The organism is Polaromonas sp. P4_F4 (assembly GCF_056401355.1).
This window is the reverse complement of sequence record NZ_JBFUJO010000008.1, coordinates 56,573-74,100: the sequence shown is the minus strand read 5'-3', so window position 1 is coordinate 74,100 and position 17,528 is coordinate 56,573. Positions and strand designations below refer to the sequence as shown.

The 17,528-nt window shown below is 63.0% G+C and carries 19 protein-coding genes; 16 read left to right on the top strand and 3 right to left on the bottom strand.

The window, feature by feature from the left end; translation table 11 throughout:
* Position 1 precedes the first annotated feature (1 nt).
* Positions 2–922, bottom strand: coding sequence for a LysR family transcriptional regulator (locus AC1DUR_RS10840; RefSeq protein ID WP_477721591.1), 921 nt, complete (start codon positions 920–922; stop codon positions 2–4).
* Between the two features lie 123 nt (positions 923–1,045).
* Here AC1DUR_RS10840 and AC1DUR_RS10835 point away from each other — a divergent pair, with 123 nt between their 5' ends.
* The 16 genes from AC1DUR_RS10835 to AC1DUR_RS10760 all read left to right on the top strand — a co-directional run bounded on the left by AC1DUR_RS10835 (position 1,046) and on the right by AC1DUR_RS10760 (position 16,327).
* Entirely contained in the window at positions 1,046–2,185 is a 1,140-nt protein-coding gene (locus AC1DUR_RS10835) for an ABC transporter substrate-binding protein (RefSeq protein WP_477721590.1), read from the top strand.
* Positions 2,186–2,221: 36 nt separating this feature from the next.
* Positions 2,222–3,010 carry an enoyl-CoA hydratase-related protein gene (locus AC1DUR_RS10830; protein ID WP_477721589.1) on the top strand — a complete coding sequence of 263 codons (789 nt, stop codon included), beginning with the start codon at positions 2,222–2,224 and terminating at the stop codon, positions 3,008–3,010.
* 47 nt (positions 3,011–3,057) lie between these two features.
* Positions 3,058–3,996, top strand: coding sequence for a ketopantoate reductase family protein (locus tag AC1DUR_RS10825; protein WP_477721588.1), 939 nt, complete (start codon positions 3,058–3,060; stop codon positions 3,994–3,996).
* A 22-nt stretch (positions 3,997–4,018) separates the two neighbouring features.
* Complete coding sequence (locus AC1DUR_RS10820) at positions 4,019–4,417, top strand: VOC family protein (protein WP_477721587.1); 399 nt, start codon at positions 4,019–4,021, stop codon at positions 4,415–4,417.
* 25 nt (positions 4,418–4,442) lie between these two features.
* Positions 4,443–5,219 (top strand): SDR family oxidoreductase, encoded by a 777-nt coding sequence (locus AC1DUR_RS10815; RefSeq protein WP_477721586.1) that lies wholly within the window; start codon positions 4,443–4,445, stop codon positions 5,217–5,219.
* A gap of 63 nt (positions 5,220–5,282) precedes the next feature.
* Positions 5,283–5,768: a MaoC family dehydratase gene (locus tag AC1DUR_RS10810; RefSeq protein ID WP_477721585.1), complete on the top strand. Its 486-nt coding sequence runs from the start codon at positions 5,283–5,285 to the stop codon at positions 5,766–5,768.
* Between the two features lie 85 nt (positions 5,769–5,853).
* A complete protein-coding gene (locus AC1DUR_RS10805) occupies positions 5,854–7,104 on the top strand; it encodes a CaiB/BaiF CoA transferase family protein (RefSeq protein ID WP_477721584.1) in 1,251 nt (416 codons plus the stop codon).
* Positions 7,101–7,922, top strand: coding sequence for a shikimate dehydrogenase (gene aroE, locus AC1DUR_RS10800; RefSeq protein WP_477721583.1), 822 nt, complete (start codon positions 7,101–7,103; stop codon positions 7,920–7,922). Before AC1DUR_RS10805 ends, aroE begins: the two co-directional genes overlap by 4 nt.
* Positions 7,923–8,000: 78 nt before the next feature.
* The gene (locus AC1DUR_RS10795; RefSeq protein ID WP_477716264.1) at positions 8,001–8,726 is read left to right on the top strand and encodes a TetR/AcrR family transcriptional regulator; all 726 of its coding nucleotides are present in this window, start codon (positions 8,001–8,003) and stop codon (positions 8,724–8,726) included.
* Positions 8,727–8,868: 142 nt separating this feature from the next.
* Positions 8,869–9,405, top strand: a complete 537-nt coding sequence (locus AC1DUR_RS10790) for a TRAP transporter small permease (protein WP_477716263.1) — start codon at positions 8,869–8,871, stop codon at positions 9,403–9,405.
* Between the two features lie 21 nt (positions 9,406–9,426).
* The gene (locus tag AC1DUR_RS10785) at positions 9,427–10,704 is read left to right on the top strand and encodes a TRAP transporter large permease subunit (protein ID WP_477716262.1); all 1,278 of its coding nucleotides are present in this window, start codon (positions 9,427–9,429) and stop codon (positions 10,702–10,704) included.
* Between the two features lie 99 nt (positions 10,705–10,803).
* Positions 10,804–11,811: a TRAP transporter substrate-binding protein gene (locus tag AC1DUR_RS10780; protein WP_477716261.1), complete on the top strand. Its 1,008-nt coding sequence runs from the start codon at positions 10,804–10,806 to the stop codon at positions 11,809–11,811.
* A gap of 85 nt (positions 11,812–11,896) precedes the next feature.
* Positions 11,897–12,946, top strand: coding sequence for a Gfo/Idh/MocA family protein (locus AC1DUR_RS10775; RefSeq protein ID WP_477721582.1), 1,050 nt, complete (start codon positions 11,897–11,899; stop codon positions 12,944–12,946).
* A gap of 60 nt (positions 12,947–13,006) precedes the next feature.
* Positions 13,007–13,456 (top strand): type II 3-dehydroquinate dehydratase, encoded by a 450-nt coding sequence (gene aroQ, locus AC1DUR_RS10770; protein ID WP_477721581.1) that lies wholly within the window; start codon positions 13,007–13,009, stop codon positions 13,454–13,456.
* 29 nt (positions 13,457–13,485) lie between these two features.
* Positions 13,486–15,402 (top strand): bifunctional sugar phosphate isomerase/epimerase/4-hydroxyphenylpyruvate dioxygenase family protein, encoded by a 1,917-nt coding sequence (locus AC1DUR_RS10765; RefSeq protein ID WP_477721580.1) that lies wholly within the window; start codon positions 13,486–13,488, stop codon positions 15,400–15,402.
* 91 nt (positions 15,403–15,493) lie between these two features.
* Complete coding sequence (locus AC1DUR_RS10760; protein ID WP_477721579.1) at positions 15,494–16,327, top strand: shikimate dehydrogenase family protein; 834 nt, start codon at positions 15,494–15,496, stop codon at positions 16,325–16,327.
* 184 nt (positions 16,328–16,511) lie between these two features.
* Here AC1DUR_RS10760 and AC1DUR_RS10755 read toward each other — a convergent pair whose 3' ends face one another.
* Together AC1DUR_RS10755 and AC1DUR_RS10750 are read right to left on the bottom strand one after the other, a co-directional pair.
* Entirely contained in the window at positions 16,512–17,129 is a 618-nt protein-coding gene (locus tag AC1DUR_RS10755) for a hypothetical protein (RefSeq protein WP_477721578.1), read from the bottom strand.
* A gap of 61 nt (positions 17,130–17,190) precedes the next feature.
* Positions 17,191–17,514, bottom strand: coding sequence for a hypothetical protein (locus AC1DUR_RS10750; RefSeq protein ID WP_477721577.1), 324 nt, complete (start codon positions 17,512–17,514; stop codon positions 17,191–17,193).
* Positions 17,515–17,528: the final 14 nt, after the last annotated feature.

The window sequence follows — 17,528 nt, the reverse complement described above, 5'->3', positions numbered from 1 at the left end:
GTCAGGCATTTTTCATGAACAATTCGGCGCAGACGCCGCGCAGCCAGCGGCAGGCCGCGTCATGGTGGTACCTGGCATGCCAGTATTGCTTGACGGTGAAGCCGGGAATCTCGAACGGGCAGGGCAGCACGCGCAGTCCGGCGGCGTGGGCCAGGGTTTCGCCGATGTGGCGGGGCAGGGTGGCGATCAGGTCGCTGGTCGAGAGAATGGCCGACAGGCCCAGAAAACCGGGCAGCTCCAGCCGTATCTGGCGTGTGATGCGCTGTGACGCCACGGTGTTGTCCAGCAGCTGGTAACCCGTGCCGGAGCTGATGCCGATGTGCGCTTCGGCCTGGTACACGGCGAGGTTCCAGTTCGCCCGGGTTTCGTCGATGACACGCGGATGCTGCGCATTGGCCAGGCAAATCCAGTCCTGCGCGTAAAGGGTTTGCTGGTAAAAACCGGCGTCCAGCCACGGCAGGTAGCCGACGGCCAGATCCGCCTCGCCGGCCTGCAGCGCGCTCGCCAGGTCACTGTCGATGCGCCCCGCTTCCAGCGCCACGCCGGGTGCCACCGCCCGCACATGCGACAGCAGCCGGGGCAGCAGGGTGATGTGGCTGGCATCCGTCATGCAAATCCTGAAGCGCCGCTGCGCGGTCGGCGGATCAAATGCGGCGCCCGACTCGGACAGCCGCTTCAAGCCGGCCAGCACCTCGCGCACCGTGCCCATCAGCGCATCAGTGCGCGGCGTCGGCAGCATGCCTTCGGCCGTGCGTACAAACAGCGGGTCGTTCAGCTGCTTGCGCAGCCGGGCCAGCCAGATGCTGACCGTGGGCTGGCTTTGCCCCAGCGCTTCGGCCGCACGCGTGACGCTGTGGGTGGCATACAGCTGGTCCAGCAGGCGCAGCAGTTTGATGTCGAGCAGATCAAGGTCCTTGTCCATACCTCTATTGTGATACGCAATGATATCTATTGTTATTGCTGCATGGACGACATGGTGGGGGGCTCTTACCATCGCTCCCACGCCCCAGCCAAGTGGGCGAAAACCAAATTTCAGGAGACAAGCATGAACAAGGTATTTGGCCGCCTGGCGGCTGCTTTCGCTCTGGCCGGCGTACAGGGTTTTGCGATGGCTCAGCCCATCCCCATCATCGGCTTGGTTGAGCTGTCAGGCTCGGGCGCGACCGCGGGCACCAACTTCGATAACGGCATCAAACTGGCCATCAGGGAAATCAACAGCAGCGGCGGCGTCGCCGGGCGCCAGCTTCAATACAGCTCGTGGGATACACAGACCCTGCCCGGTGTCGCCAAAGCATTGGCGGCAAAGGCGGTCGATCAGGGTGTCCCGCTGGTCATGGGCCCGGTGTTTTCAGGTTCGATTCTGGTTAGCATGAATGAAACCCGCCGCGCAGAAATCCCCAACATCATCGGCGGCGAGGCCGCGCACATTACCCAGCAGGGCAATCCTTATGTGCTGCGCTGCTCATTCACTCAGGCCGCTTCCATGCCCAAGGTGGCGCGTTATATCCGAAACACCGTGAAGGCTCGCAGCGTGGCGGTCATTTACGTCAACAACGACTTCGGCAAGGGCGGGCGCGACGCGATCACCAAAGAGTTCCAGGCCGCGGGTATCAAGGTGGCCGCCGACATTTCCACCGAACCCGGACAGCTGGATTTTTCGAGCGCGGTGCTCAGGGCGAAACAGGCACAGGCTGACGCCCTGTTCATTTACACCAACGAGGAAGAGTCCGCACGCGCACTGAAAGAGCTGCGCAAACAGGGCTACGACAAGCCCATCATTGGCGAGTCAACGCTGGCAAACGACAAGGTGATCGAGTTGGCGGGCGACGCGGCCAATGGCGTGATCGCCCATGTGGGGCTGACGCCGGACGCACCTAATCCGACCGTCCAGGCGTTCAGCAAAGCGTATCAGTCTGAATACAAGTTCAAGCCCGACCACAACGCCATGAAGGGCTACACCGGCATGCACGCTGCCAAAGCGATTTTTGACAAGATCGGCAAGGTGGATCCCAAAGCATTCGCAGCCGCGATGCGTGGCGCCCGCATTTCTGCAAAAGAGTACCCCGGTGTGTTGTTTGATGTGCGCTACGACGACAAGGGCGACCTCGACCGTGAGAGTTTCATGGTCAAAATTGACAATGGCCGGGCACAGGTCATTGAAACGCTCAAAACCACGGCGCAATAAACAGCAGGACGCTACCCTAGCTCCGCTGGACTTCTTATGCCCGCCGCTGATTTTCGTTACTGCCGCTTTGAATGTGATGGGCCGGTTCTGACGCTCACCTTGAACCGACCCGAGGTGCTCAACGCCCTGCATCCTGACGCACATGTCGAGCTGTCGCGCGCGCTGGACCTGTATGCCGCCGATCCCAAGCTTCAGGTGGCCATCATCACCGGTGCGGGTGACAAGGCGTTTTGTGTGGGCACCGACCTCAAGGCGTTGGCGAACAGTGGCAACCATGACAAGCCGCCGACCGGATTTGCCGGCATCACGTCACGCTTTGATTTGTTCAAGCCCGTGATCGCCGCCGTCAACGGTTTGTGCCTGGGCGGGGGCGTCGAGATCGTGGCGGCGTGTGACCTGGCCATTGCTGCCGATCAAGCGGAGTTTGCGCTGCCCGAGCCGCTGGTGGGCCTGGCGGCGCTCGGTGGCGGTGTTTTGCAGCGCCTGCCGCGCCAGATGCCCATGAAGGACGCCATGTGGCTGGTGCTCACGGGCCAGCGCATCAAGGCCCTGGAGGCGCGCCGCATCAGTTTAATCAACGAGGTCGTGTCCCATGCGGAGTTGATGCCACGCGCGCGGGCACTGGCGCAGACGCTGCTGGCCTGCGCGCCGCTGGCGTTGCAGGCCTCCAAGCAGGTCATGCTGCAAAGCCTGAACCAGCCAGACCTGGCGGCGGCCATGCGGGCGCGCTACGACGCGGCCGAACGAATGCTGGCCAGCCAGGACGCGATTGAAGGCCCCCGGGCATTCGCCGAAAAACGCCCACCTCGGTGGTCGGGGCGATAACTCAGACCTTGACGCTGTTCAACTTGCCAACGAATGAGGAGACTGTTTTGAAGATTTGTGTTCTGGGTGCTGGTGCGCTGGGTTGCGCGATCGGCGGCGTGCTGACCGAGGCCGGCCACGAAGTCTGGTTGATCAACCGGAACGCCGGGCAGGTCGATGCCATGAACAGCCGCGGGTTGACCCTGCGCGACGGCGGGGTGGACCGCAGCGTGCAGGTACACGCCGCCACCACCGCTCAGGGCGTGAACATGGACACGGGCGCGGTGGACCTGGTGATCGTGCTGGTCAAGTCCTTCCATACGCGCCAGGCTATGGAAGCGGCGACCTGTTTGCTGGGGCCGGACACGGCCGTGCTGTCGTTGCAAAACGGCCTCGGGCATGAAGACATTCTGGCGGAGATCGTCGGCCGCGAACGCGTGCTCGCCGGCAAGACCTATGTGGGCGGCACGCAGCTGGCCGCTGGCCATGTCATCGTCGGCACCCGCGGCAAAAACACCCATATTGGCGAACTGGATGGCCGCATCACCGGGCGCCTGCAGCGCATTGCCGACACCTTCAATCGTGCCGGGCTGGACACCACGGTCAGCGACAACATCATGGGCACCATCTGGGACAAGCTGCTGATCAACGTGGCGACCGGTGCGCTGACCGGCATCACGCGCCTGACTTATGGCGAGATGTACCAGCAACCCGATCTCGAAGCCTGCGGTGTGGCGGCGGTGGCCGAGGCGATGGCGGTGGCAAAGGCCAGCGGCATCCGTTTAAGCATCACCGACCCGCGCGATGCCTGGCTCAAGGCCGGCGCCGGCCTGCCTGATGAATTCAAGACCTCGATGCTGCAGAGCCTGGAAAAGGGCTCGGTCACCGAGGTCGATTTTGTGAACGGTTCGGTCGTGCGCTGGGGCGAGCGCTGCGGTGTGCCGACGCCGGTCAACCAGACCCTGGTGGCCTGCCTCAAGGGCGTCGAACGCGGCTTGAAACTCTAAAAAAAACCTCAGGACATATTTCATGGCTTACACAAAAAAATCCTATGTCGAACATGTCGCGGTGCGGGTGAAAGACATTCAGTGGCACATCAACTTCTTCTACGAGGTGCTGGGCATGGACGTGCGCGAGATCGACGGCCCGACGGATGCCCCGCGCCAGTACTGGACGGTAGGCGGCATGCAGCTGATGAGCACGCCCGGCTTCGAGGCGCCGCCGTCCAACGACGCTGGCTGGCTCGCCCATCTGGGCATCATGGTTGAAGACCTCGACGCGGCCCTGGCCGAGGCGCAGCACTGGGGTGTGACGCCGCTGCCCCAGGGTCGCAACTGGCTGCAGCTGCCCGATGGCCTGGCCATTGAACTGATTCAGGCCAGCGGCGATGCTGTGGCCAAGGTCTTGGCCGTGAACCCGAGAGCCTGACCCCCCATTCATTTAGGAGATCACCATGGACCTGGAACTCAAGGACAAGAACGTGCTCATCACCGGAGGCAGCAAGGGTATCGGGCTGGCGTGTGCGCGCCTGTTTCGCCGGGAAGGCGCCCGCGTCGCCATCGTTTCACGCTCGCAAGCCAACCTCGACGCTGCCAAGAAGATTTTGGGCGATTGCTACTGTATGTCCGCAGATCTGACGGACGCCGCTGCCGCCGCCGCCATGGTCGAGCGGGTTGAGGCCGAATTCGGTCCGCTGGACGTCCTCGTCAACAGCGCCGGTGCCGCGCAACGCACGGATGCCGCCGACCTGACCCCGGCCGCATGGCGCGCGGCGATGGATGCGAAGTACTTTTCCTACATCAACGTCATGGACCCCGCGATCAAGCGCATGGCGGCGCGCGGCCGTGGCGCCATCGTCAATGTGATCGGCAATGGCGGCAAGGTTCCCGCACCCACGCATCTTGCGGGTGGCGCGGCGAACGCAGCGCTCATGCTCGTGACTGCCGGCCTGGCGCACGCCTATGCGGGGCACGGCGTGCGCGTGGTCGGACTCAATCCCGGATTGACGAATACCGGCCGCGTCGCCGAAGGCCTCAAGGCCGAGGCCAGGCGCGCCGGTGTCTCCGAAGAGGAGGCGCTGAAGCGCTCGGTCATGAAAATGCCGCTCGGCCGCATGGCCGAGCCCGAAGAGATTGCGGACATCGTCGCATTTGCCGCATCCGTGCGTGGCCGCTACCTGACCGGCGCGAACATCACGGTGGACGGCGCGTCGGCCCCCACCGTGGTCTAGCAGGACGCATCACAGCCTGTCTTTTCCCAAACAACACTGGAACCAACTGGACCTGATCCCACCATGCCCGCCCCTCAAATCAACTTCACCACGCCTGAAAAATACTGGGACGACGCCAAGATCGGTGACGAATGCACCAGCCCGACCTACACCGTCACCGCCGAACGCATCGACGCCTATGCCGAACTCACCGGCGACTTCACGCCCGTGCATGTAGACGAGGAATACGCCAACGCTTCGCACTTTGGCTGCCGTGTGGCGCACGGGCTGATGGGCCTGTCGGTGGCCGACGGCCTGAAAACGCAGTGCGAGTACCGCTTCCTGCCCGGCATGTCGCTGGGCTGGACCTGGGACTTTGTGCTGCCGATCAAGATCAACGACGTGCTGCAGGTGCGGTTTCGGGTCGAGAGCATGCGCCCCTCCAAAAGCAAGCCCGGCTGGGGCATCGTGGTGCTGCCGGCCGAGCTGATCAACCAGCACGGCCAGGTGGTGCAAAAGGGCGAACACCGGCTGATGGTGCCGCGCCGGCCCGCTGCAGCGGCTTCCTGAACCCCTTCAATCGCCATCAGCACCATCAACACCTTCAAAAAATAGCTTATTGCGCCCGCTCCATTTGGGCCGAGAGGACTTTTAAATGACTGAACCATCACCCACCAAACCCCCACAAGCGCAGCCGCTGGCAGGCATACGCGTCATCGACTACAGCCATTTTCTGGCCGGCCCGCACATGTCGCGTTGCCTCAGTGCGATGGGCGCCGAGGTCATCAAGGTCGAGCGGCCGGTGGCAGGCGATGCCGGGCGTGCCAGCCCGACCCTCGTCAAGGGCCAGAGCGGCTACTTCATGCAGCAGAACATGGGCAAGCAGGGCCTGTGCATCAACCTGCGTGACCCGCGTGGCCTGGACATGATGCACAAGCTCACCGACAGCGCCGACGTGTTCGTCGAGAACTACCGCCCCGGTGCGCTGAACAAACTGGGCCTGGGGTATGAAGAGCTTTCCCGGCGCAACCCCAAACTCGTCTACTGCTCGGTCTCGGCCTACGGCCACACCGGGCCGGACTCGGCGCGGCCGGGCTTCGGTCTGATCGCCGAAGCCAAGAGCGGCGCCATGTCGCTGATTGGCGTGCCGGGCGAGCCGCCGCCGCTGTTTCGCATGCCCATCGCCGACATGTATGCCGGCATGCACGGCGTGTCGGCGATTTGCGCCGCGCTGTTTGGCCGCGTGAGCAGCGGCCGCGGGCAGCACATTGACATTGCCCTGTACGACTGCATGATCTCCATGCACGACTTCGCCGCGCAGAGCTACTTGATGAGCGGCGGCAAGGAGTTGCCGGTGCAGACCGGCCACGACCTGCCGCAGAGCACGGTCTATGGCGCTTTTTCCGCCAACGATGGTTATCTGGTGATTGCTGCGCAGATGACGGACACCTGGAAGAGCCTGGCCCGACTGATAGGCGGCGAGGACTATGCGGCGGACACCCGCCTGCACGACCAGGCCGGACGCAACGCCAACCGTGAGTCCATTCTGGCCAAGGTGACAGCCTGGACGACGGCCCATTCGGTTCAGGCATGTTGCGCGGCGCTGGACGCTGCCGGCGTGCCGGCGGCGCCTGTGCAAACCATAGACCAGGTGCTCAGCGACCCGCAAACCCTTGCACGGGGCATGGTGGTGGAGCAAGACCACCCGGTGCTGGGCAAGATCAAGCTACCCAACCTGCCGTTTCGCTTCTCTGAATGCGACACCTCGCCCAGCGGTCCCGCGCCACTGCTGGGTCAGCACAATCGAGAGATCGCGGCGAGCGTGGGATTCAGTCCGGTCGAGATAGACGCCATGGAGCGCGACGGCGTTCTGTATTCGGAGTCACCTGTGGGAGTCCAGTCATGACCGACCGTTATGCCGTCATCGGCAACCCTATTGGCTTTAGCAAATCGCCGCTGATCCACGGCATGTTTGCGCAAGCCACAGGGCAGGACATTGAATACACGGCCATCGAAGGCCCGCTGGGCGGGTTTGCCGCTGCCGTAGATTCGTTTCGCGCCAGCGGCGGGCGGGGCATGAACATCACCGCGCCCTTCAAGCTCGACGCTTTTGCCTATGCCACCGAGCGCTCCGAGCGGGCACAGCTCGCCGGTGCCGTCAATGCCATGAAATTTGACGGCGATCGCGTGCTGGCCGAGAACTTCGACGGCGTTGGCCTGGTGCGCGACGTGACCCATAACCTGGGTTGCCCGCTCAAGGGCAAACGCGTGTTGCTGCTGGGTGCCGGTGGCGCCGCACGGGGCGCGCTGCTGCCCTTCCTGGAGCAGGCACCGGCCGAGCTGGTGATCGCCAACCGCAGTGTGGACAAGGCACTTGAGCTGGCAAAAATTGGCTCGGCCAAGGGTAGCGTGCGCGGCTGTGCCTACACCGACCTGGTGGGGCAGGCCTTTGATGTGGTGTTCAACGCCACCTCGGCCAGCCTGCGTGCCGAGCTGCCGCCGGTGCCGGCCAGCGTGTTTGCCAATTGCGCCCTGGCGTATGAGCTGGCCTATGGCAAGGGCCTGACACCCTTCCTGCGCCTGGCGCAAAACGCCGGCGTCAAACAGCTGGCCGACGGTGTGGGCATGCTGGCCGAGCAGGCTGCTGAGGCCTTTGTCTGGTGGCGTGGCGTGCGTCCCGATACCCTTGCGGTGATCGGGAAGCTGACGGTTCCGCTGGTGTAAATAACCGGCTGTCGTGCGCTGTGCAACCCTTCCAGATGACCCCTTCCATGTGCTGCGCCGGCCCTCTATACTGCAGGAATGAACGAGTTAGTACATTCCGTCCCCAAGGCAAAAGCGGCAATCAAACCGGCAACCAGGCCGGCGGGCAAGGCTGCGACCGGGACGGCGGGCAGGACCTTGCCGGTTCCCCGCACCAACGACCCGGCCCGCACCATGGCGGGCATTCTCGAGGTCGCCACCGCGGAATTCGCGAACAAGGGCCTGAGCGGTGCGCGCATCGACGAAATCGCGGCCGCCACGCGCACCAGCAAGCGCATGATTTACTACTACTTCGGCAGCAAGGAAGGCCTGTACGTCGCGGTATTGGAAGAGTCCTACCGCCGCATGCGCAGCATCGAAGCCGGCTTGCACCTCGAAGACCTGCCGCCCGAACAGGCCCTGCGCCGGCTGGTGGAGTTCACGTTCGACCATCACCAGGGCAACCCGGACTACATCCGGCTGGTGATGACCGAGAACATGGAGCGCGGCGCCTACCTGGCGCAAAGCAAGAGCATCCAGGAGCTCAACGTCCCGGCGATCGAGGCTATTCGCAATCTTTACGAACGCGGCGTGGCGCAGGGCGTATTCCGGGCCGGGCTCGATCCCATCGACATCCACGCATCGATTTCGGCGCTGACTTTCTTCAACGTGTCCAACCGGCATACCTTCGACCTGATTTTCAAGCGCGACGGGGGCACCCCCCAGTCGATCGCTGCGCGCCGCAACAGCATCGTCGAGATGGTGGTGCGTTTCGTTCGCAAATAGGCAACAGAGAGCTCGGGAGAGGCTCCGAAGAGCTGGGCAATCGTCTGGTGCGGGGCTGGACTGCGCTAGGGTAAGTACTGATTCCAATAAAACTAACTAGTTCGTACATTACTGTACCGAACACATACAGGAGACTGGTTTCATGCTACAAAAACTCATTGACGGCTATTGCCGCTTGCTGTCGGTGCTCATGGCTGGCGCGCTGGCACTGATGGTGGTGCTGGTGTTTGCCAACGTGGTGATGCGCTACGCCTTCAACTCCGGCATCACCGTCTCGGAAGAGCTGTCGCGCTGGCTGTTCGTCTGGGTCACCTTCCTGGGCGCCATCGTCGCGATGCACGAAGGTGCGCACCTGGGCACCGACATGCTGGTGTCCCGTCTGTCGGTAGGCGGCAAACGGATCTGCCTCGTGCTCGGGCATGCACTCATGCTGTTCATTTGCTGGCTGCTGTTCAAAGGCTCGCTGGACCAGGTCAAGGTCAACTGGGAATCCACCAGCGCCGCCATGGAAGTGTCCATGGGCATCTTCTACGCCAGCGGCATGGTTTGCGCCGTGTCTGGCGCGGTGATCCTGCTCAACCACCTGTGGCGCCTGTTGAAGGGCGAACTCTCCGACGACGAGCTGATCGGCATTCGGGAGTCCGAAGAAGAGCCGATCGACGTGCCCAAGCCTCTCTAAGCCACCAGAGGAGTATCTACCATGACCATTGCTGTTTTCCTGGGTTCCCTGCTGGCTGCCATGGCGCTGGGTATCCCTATTGCCTTTTCGTTGCTGCTGTGCGGCGCCGCCCTGATGTGGCACATGAACATGTTCGACGCACAAATCCTGGCGCAGAACATCATGGAGGGCGCCAACAGCTTCCCGCTGCTGGCCGTGCCCTTCTTCATGCTGGCCGGTGAGGTGATGAACACCGGCGGCCTGTCCAGGCGCATCGTCGACTTCGCGCTGGCGCTGGTCGGCCACATCCGGGGCGGCCTGGGCTACGTGACCATCGTCGCCGCCTGTATCTTGTCGGCTCTGTCTGGCTCGGCAGTGGCCGACGCGGCCGCGCTGACCGCGCTGCTGCTGCCGATGATGGTCAAGGCCGGCCACGACAAGGCGCGCAGCGGTGGCCTGATCGCTGCCTGTGGCGTGATCGGCCCCATCATTCCGCCGTCCATCGGGTTTGTGATTTTTGGCGTTGCCGCCAACGTGTCGATCACCAAACTGTTCCTGGCCGGCATCTTCCCCGGTATCTGGCTGGCCGCGGGTCTGTGGGCGACCTGGTGGTGGACGACGCGCCGCGAAAAGCTCGAACCGCCGCCGCGCAAGTCTGCCGGCGAGGTGTGGCTCGCTTTTCGCAAGGCCGGCTGGGCTCTGACCTTGCCCTTGCTCATCCTGTTCGGCCTGCGCTTCGGCCTGTTCACGCCGACCGAGGCTGCGGTGGTCGCGGCGGTCTTCGCCCTGTTCGTGGCGGGCGTGATCTACCGGGAGCTCACCTGGAGCCAGCTGTATGGAACCTTCGTGGCCGCCGCCAAGACCACGGCGGTGGTGATGTTCCTGGTGGCCGCGGCCATGGTGTCGGCCTGGCTGATCACGGTGGCGCAGTTGCCCGCACAGGTCGTTGACCTGCTCAGCCCCTTGCTGGGCAGCCCCACCTTGCTGATGATGGCCATCATGGTGCTGGTCATGATCGTCGGAACCGCCATGGACATGACGCCGACCATCCTGATCCTGACGCCGGTGCTGATGCCCCTGGTGAAAGCTGCCGGCATCGACCCGGTGTACTTCGGCGTGCTGTTCATCATCAACAACTCCATCGGCCTGGTGACGCCGCCAGTCGGCACCGTGCTGAACGTCGTGGCGGGTGTGGGCCGGATGAAGATGGACGACGTGACGCGCGGCGTGATGCCCTTCATGGTGGTCCAGTTCATCGTGATGTTCCTGATGGTGCTGTTTCCCCAAATTGTGATGTGGCCGGCCCGCCTGCTGTACTGAGCTGAATCTGCTGAATCTGTTTTCCGAGGCGGGGCGTGTGTGGTACGCCATGTCCTGCATCCCGTCAATTTGCGTACTGTGTTATTTCAGGAGACAACCATGAAACGTTTGATGATCAAGACTCTGTTGGCCGCTGCCGCCCTGGCCGCTTTCGGCATGGCCGGTGCACAGGACATCAAGGAGCACGCGTTCAAGTTCGCGCTCAACGGACCGGAAGGCCACCCGGCCGTCGCGGGCATGAAGAAATTTGCAGAAGTCGTCGCCGCCAAGTCTGGCGGCAAGATCAAGGTCAACCTGTTTTACAGCGGCACGCTGGGCAGCGACCAGGCCGTGGTGTCGTCGATGAAGGGCGGCACGATCGAAATGGCGGTCATGAACAGTGGCATCCTGGCCAGCGAAGCCAAGGAACTGGCGATTTTTGACTTCCCCTTCCTGTTCGCCAACGAAAAAGAGTCCGACGCCATCGTTGATGGTCCGGTCGGCAAGAAGATGCACGCCCTGCTGGAACAAAAAGGTCTTGTGGGCCTCGCCTACTGGGAACTCGGCTACCGCCAGATCACCAACAGCAAGCGCCCGCTGAACAAGGTTGAAGACATTGACGGCCTGAAGCTGCGCGTGATCCCGAACCCGATCAACGTCGCATGGGTCAAGGCCCTGGGCGCCAACCCGACACCCATGCCTTTCCCCGAGGTCTATGGTGGTCTGGAGCAAAAAGCCATTGACGGCCAGGAAAACCCGGTCAGCGTGATTGCCGCCAACAAATTCTGGGAAGTGCAGAAGCACATCGCCCTGACCAACCACCAGTACAACCCGCAATCGGTGATCTTCAGCAAAAAGGTCTGGGACACCCTGACACCGGCCGAGAAGAAGATCATCGGCGATGCTGCCAACGAGGCTGCAGTTGTCCAGCGTGCCGAAGCCCGCGCCGCCGTGGCGACCAACCTCGAGCTGCTCAAGAAGAATGGCATGACCGTGACGCAATTCCCGCCCGCCGAGGTCGCCAAGCTGCGCGACAAGATGAAACCGGTGATTACCCAGTTCAGCGCCAGCGTCGGTGAAGCCACCGTCAACGAAGTCACAGCCGAACTGGCCAAGATGCGCAAGTAAATAGCACCCCAGGCACGCCCTGGCGGTTTTTTTCCGCCGGGGCGAGTCATCCCCGTTTTGCCCGACTAATTCCGATGACCGAAAGATGACCAAAACCCGCATCGCAGTTGCAGGCGCCGGCTATATCGGCCAGGCCCACATGGGCGTGGCGCTGGCCAGCCCCACCTGTGTGCTGTCCGCCATTGTTGACCCGTCGCCCGCCGCCGTCGAAGTGGCGGCCAAGGCGGGTGTGCCGCTGTACACCTCGATTGAAGAACTGCTGGCCAAGGACCGCCCCGACGGCCTGGTTTTGGCCACGCCTAATCAGCTGCACGTACCGCAAGCGCTGCAGTGCATCGCTGCGGGCCTGCCCATCCTGCTGGAAAAGCCGATTGCCACCACCGTGGCGGAGGGCGAACAGCTGCTCAAGGTGGTGGATGAAACCGGTGCCAAGGTACTGATCGGCCACCACCGCGCGCACAGCCCCATCATGGCCAAGGCCAAGGAGGTGGTCGACTCCGGCAAACTGGGCAAGCTGGTGGCCGTGATGGGCAGCGCCACCTTTTTCAAGCCCGACCAGTATTACGCCGACGCCACGTGGCGCCGCGAGATCGGCGGCGGCCCCATCCTGCTGAACATGATCCACGAGGTGCACAACCTGCGCATGCTGTGCGGCAACATCGTCGCGGTGCAGGCCTTTGCCTCCAGCGCCACACGCGGTTTCCCGGTAGAAGACACCGTGGCGATCAACCTGCGCTTTGCCAGTGGCGCGCTGGGCACCTTCATGCTGTCCGACACGGCCGCCTGCCCGCGCAGCTGGGAGCAGACCAGCCAGGAAAACAAGGCCTACCCGACCTACGACGACGAGGACTGCTACGTCCTTGCCGGCACCAACGGCAGCCTGTCGGTGCCCACGATGCGCCTGAAAACCTACCCCCGGCCGGAAGACCGGTCCTGGTGGAAAGAATTCGAAGTCGGCGTGGTGGGCATGGTGCGAGACGATCCGCTGAAGCACCAGATCGAACACTTCGGCGCCGTCGTCCGGGGCGAGGCGCAGCCGCTGGTCAGCGCGCGTGACGGCCTGCTCAACCTGCGCATCACCGAAGCCATTGCAGAAGCGGCCAGGACGGGCCAGATCGTCCACCTGACAAACTAGCAACCTGACAGACTAGCAACCTGACAATTTCTCAATTTCCCACCCATACAAGGATCTCTCATGAAAGTTCTCATGCTTCACGGCATCAACCACAACATGTTCGGCAAACGCGACCCCGCGCAGTACGGCACCATCACGCTCGACGAGATCAATGCCAGCCTGACTAACCTGGGCAAGGAGTTGGGTACGGAAGTGGAATGCTTCCAGACCAACAGCGAAGGCGACATGTGCGAGCGCATTCATCAGGGTTACCAGGACGGCGTGGACGCCGTGCTGATCAACGCCGGCGCCTGGACCCACTACAGCTACGGCATTCGCGATGCGCTGGCCATCCTGACCTGCCCGGTGGTCGAGCTGCACATGTCCAACATCCATGCCCGCGAGGCTTTCCGTCACGTGTCGGTGTTTGCCGAGATCGTGAAAGGGCAGATCTGCGGTTTTGGCGTCGACAGTTATTTGCTGGCGCTGCGTGCTGCTGTCTCGGCTGCGCAATCAGCCCCAAAAGCCTAAGCCGCCTGACGCAGCAAACCGAGTTGCCTATGCGCCATTCAATCGCCACTGTCTCGTTTTCCGGAATGCTGCGCGAGAAGCTGCAGGCCGCGGCTGCGGCGCACTTCGATGGCGTGGAAATTTTCGAGAACGACCTGCTGCAGTTTCCGGGAACGCCGGCCGAGGTGCGCCGCATTTGCGAGGACCTGGGACTGAGCATCGACATGTTCCAGCCCTTCCGCGATTTCGATGGAACAACGCCCGCGCAGCTGGCGCGCAATCTGGAGCGCGCCGAACGCAAGTTCGACGTGATGCAGGAGCTGGGAACCCCGCTGATCCTGGTCTGTTCCAACGTGCAGCCCGATGCCCTGAGTGATGTGGACCAGCTGGCCGAACAGTTTCAGCAGTTGGCCGAACATGCCGGGCGGCGCGGCATGCGTATCGCCTATGAGGCGCTGGCTTGGGGCAGCCAGGTCAAACTCTGGTCACAGGCCTGGCGCGTGGTCGAGCGTGCCAACCATCCGCATCTGGGCCTGGCGCTTGACAGCTTTCACACGCTGTCGCTGCGCGATGACCCGAGTGGCATTGCGCAACTGCCGGGCGAAAAAATATTCTTCGTCCAGCTGGCCGATGCCCCCTGGGTCAATACCGACGTGCTGACGCATAGCCGGCACTACCGCTGTTTTCCCGGCCAGGGCGAATTCGAGATGGCGAAGTTCACCGCCGCCGTGCTCGATGCCGGCTACTCCGGCCCCCTGTCGCTGGAAATTTTCAACGACGAGTTCCGCGCCGCACCGGCCCGGGCCAACGCTGTGGATGCCATGCGTTCGCTGCTGTGGCTCGAAGAGCAGGTGCAACTTGGCCGCGCCAGCGACGCACAGCCCTACAAGGTACCGCTGTTCACGCCGCCGGCCCCGCCGGCCTTCACCGGGTGGGCGTTCGTTGAGTTCGCCGTCGACCCGGCCGCTGGTGCGCGTCTGGCCACGTGGCTTCAGGCCTGCGGCTTTCAGCGCATCGGCCACCACCGGTCCAAGAATGTGGACCTGTACGGCCAGGGCGAAGTCCGCATCGTTGTCAACCTGGAAGAGGATTCCTTTGCCCGCAGCCATTTCGAGTTGCACGGTACTTCGGTCTGCGCCGTCGCGCTGGCCACGCCGGATGTGGCCGGTGCGCTGGCGCGTGCCGAGGCGCTGCAATGCCCGCGCGTGCTCGGCCGCGTGGGGCAGCACGAGGTGACCATCCCGGCCGTGCGTGCGCCGGACGGCAGCCTGGTGTATTTCTGCGAGACGCCGCACGGCGGCCGCTACCCGTTCGAAGCCGACTTTGTGATGGACGAGTCCGCGCTGCGCGGCGGGGCGCTCGGTGACTCCGCGCGCATCGACCACCTGGTGCAGGCTGTCCCGGCCGGTCAGGTTGAGCCCTGGGTGCTGTTTCATCGTGCGGTGCTGGGCCTGGTGCCCGAGCGCAACGTCGTGCTGCACGACCCCTACGGCGTGATCAGGAGCCGCGAGATTGAATCCGCCGACCGCGCGGTGCGTGTGTCCATCACCGTCTCCGAACGCGACAACACCTCGGTGTCTCGCGCCGTGTCCAGCTTCCGGGGTGCCGGCGTGCAGCAGATCGCGCTGGCCGTGACCAATCTGATTGCCACGGCACGTGCGCTCAAGGCCTCGGGTGCGCCGCTGCTGCCGGTACCGGCCAATTACTACGACGACCTGGCCGCCAAATACGACATCGACGCCGCCGAGCTGGCCGCCATGCGCGAGCTCGGCATTCTGTACGACCGCGAAGCCAGCGGTGGCGAATTCCTGCACCTGTACCTCACGCCGTTTGACGACCGCTTCCATTTCGAGCTGACCGAGCGGCGAGGCGGCTACACCGGTTACGGTGCGCCCAATGCCCCGGCGCGCCTGGCGGCCATGGCGCTGTGGCGCCAGACACGGGGCGAGCCCCAGGATCGGCCCTGACCCCCCGCAACACGAACCATCCAACGGTCGTTCAACCCCACTCAACCAGACAACGACGCCCCAAGGGCGCACTCACCATCAGGAAACGCACATGATCAACGGCAACACCGAACTCATTGCCCACATCGGTTACCCGACGCACGCGTTCAAGGCACCGATGATCTACAACCCCTACTTTGACCACATCGGCGTCAATGCCCGGGTGATGCCCATGAGCTGCCAGAGCGCCGACTACCCGGCCTTCCTGCGCGCGGTGTTCACGCTCACCAACATCCGGGGTGCCCTGATCACCATGCCGCACAAGGTCACCACCGTGGGCCTGCTCGACCGCGCCACGCCCACCGTGGCGGTGGCGGGCTCCTGCAACGCCGTGCGGCGCGCCGCCGATGGCAAGCTCGAAGGCGACATGTTTGACGGCGAAGGCTTTGTGCGTGGTGTGCAGCGCAAGGGCTTGACGCTGGACGGCGCCCGCGTGCTGGTGGTCGGCAGCGGCGGTGTGGGGTCGGCCATTGCCGCATCGCTGGCGGCGGCCGGCATAGGCGCCATCAGCCTGTATGACATGAACATCGCCTCCTGCGAAGGCCTGGGCGCGCGGCTGAGAAAGCACTACCCCAAGCTGCAGGTCAGCACCATGTCCAATGACCCAGCCGGGCACGACCTGGTGGTCAATGCCACACCCATGGGCATGAACGAGGGCGACCCGATGCCCATGGATATTGCGCGCATCGCGCCGACCGCCTTTGTCGGCGAAGTCGTGATGAAGACAGAGATGACCGCTTTTCTGAATGCGGCGGAGGCACGCGGCTGCCGCATCCAGGTGGGCTCGGACATGCTGTTCGAGCAGATCCCGGCCTACCTTGAGTTTTTTGGCTTCCCGACCACCACGCCCGAAGTGCTGCGCTCGGTGGCCCGCCTGAGCTACTGATACTCCGACCCGGAAATATCGAAACGTAAAGCGTGCCTTCGACCCCATGCGTCGAAAGCCAAACCTTGCCATGGTTGCGGCTAGGTCAGTTTCTTGCCAAACCGGAGGCGCCCATATAAGTCCATATACGACCTGTTGGGCCGCTCGCCCCATGAGCGACGGTCATTAAGCACGTTCTCCCCCCTTACTTCTTGCGAGGTGCCGCAGCTGCGACTGGGCCACCCTGCGCCGTGAATCCTAGTCCGACGGACGCATACAACTGTTCTAGATCCATTTTCTTCGCAACCTCCAACACCCGTGCCTCTAACTCCTTGCATTTGGCTGCCACGTGGTGTTGCGCTAAGCTCGCCAGCCTTCCAAGTTGTTCGACACCATCCGCGTCGTAGGTGATGAGACTCGCTGTTAGACATGCCACGCCTTCCACGTCGCGAACGGGAGCTTCCGGATGCGATAGCACCGCGCCTACCAGCATCTCCTCGAAAGGGTTCACTGAGTGCGCAATGTGCTTGTCCCGAGTGTCCTTGTATTGCTGGTGGCAGGCCAGCGGCTCACCGGAAAGGGGCGCAAATATGTCGGGAGTAAGAACGGCCCGCTTTCCTGAGCTAAAGCACCGGACGTACGCCACTAGCGCTGCCGTGAACAGACTGCGCGCAATCACCGGATCGGAAGCGCCACCTTTTAGCAAGGAGGCGAGCTTCTTTGTCGCTTGGACCACAAAACCGAGATCCTGGAAGATCGCAGCGGCTTCGGCGAGCTCTCGCGCTGCGGGGAAGTTCAGTTTCGAAATGGGGTGGTTTTCCATCCGAGAATAGTCCTGTGGCATAACTACGTTGGAAGCAACCGGACCGCAACATTCATGGCACTCAGTCGTCGACATACTTGATTTGTCCTGCTCTGAACGGGGGCGTCCATGCCTTGACCAATCTCCCGAAGGTGTCGGCCATGAATTTGTCGTCCGCAGCGGCGTCCGGGCCAACGTAACCGCCACCCTCGCCAAACGTTTCAAACCTCACCTGCATTGAGGGCGTTTCTTCCTCGAAGCCAAGCGGCGTAAGCTCCTCAGGTATGAGGGACACGTGTACCTCTCCGGCCTTATCAATCCAAAGAGAATGATGGCCTGCTTCATCGTCTGCTTCCGCAAAAAGCACTCTGAGCTGGTCCACAGTGGGGGAGCGGTTCATGTTCATAGCGATCTCCTGCA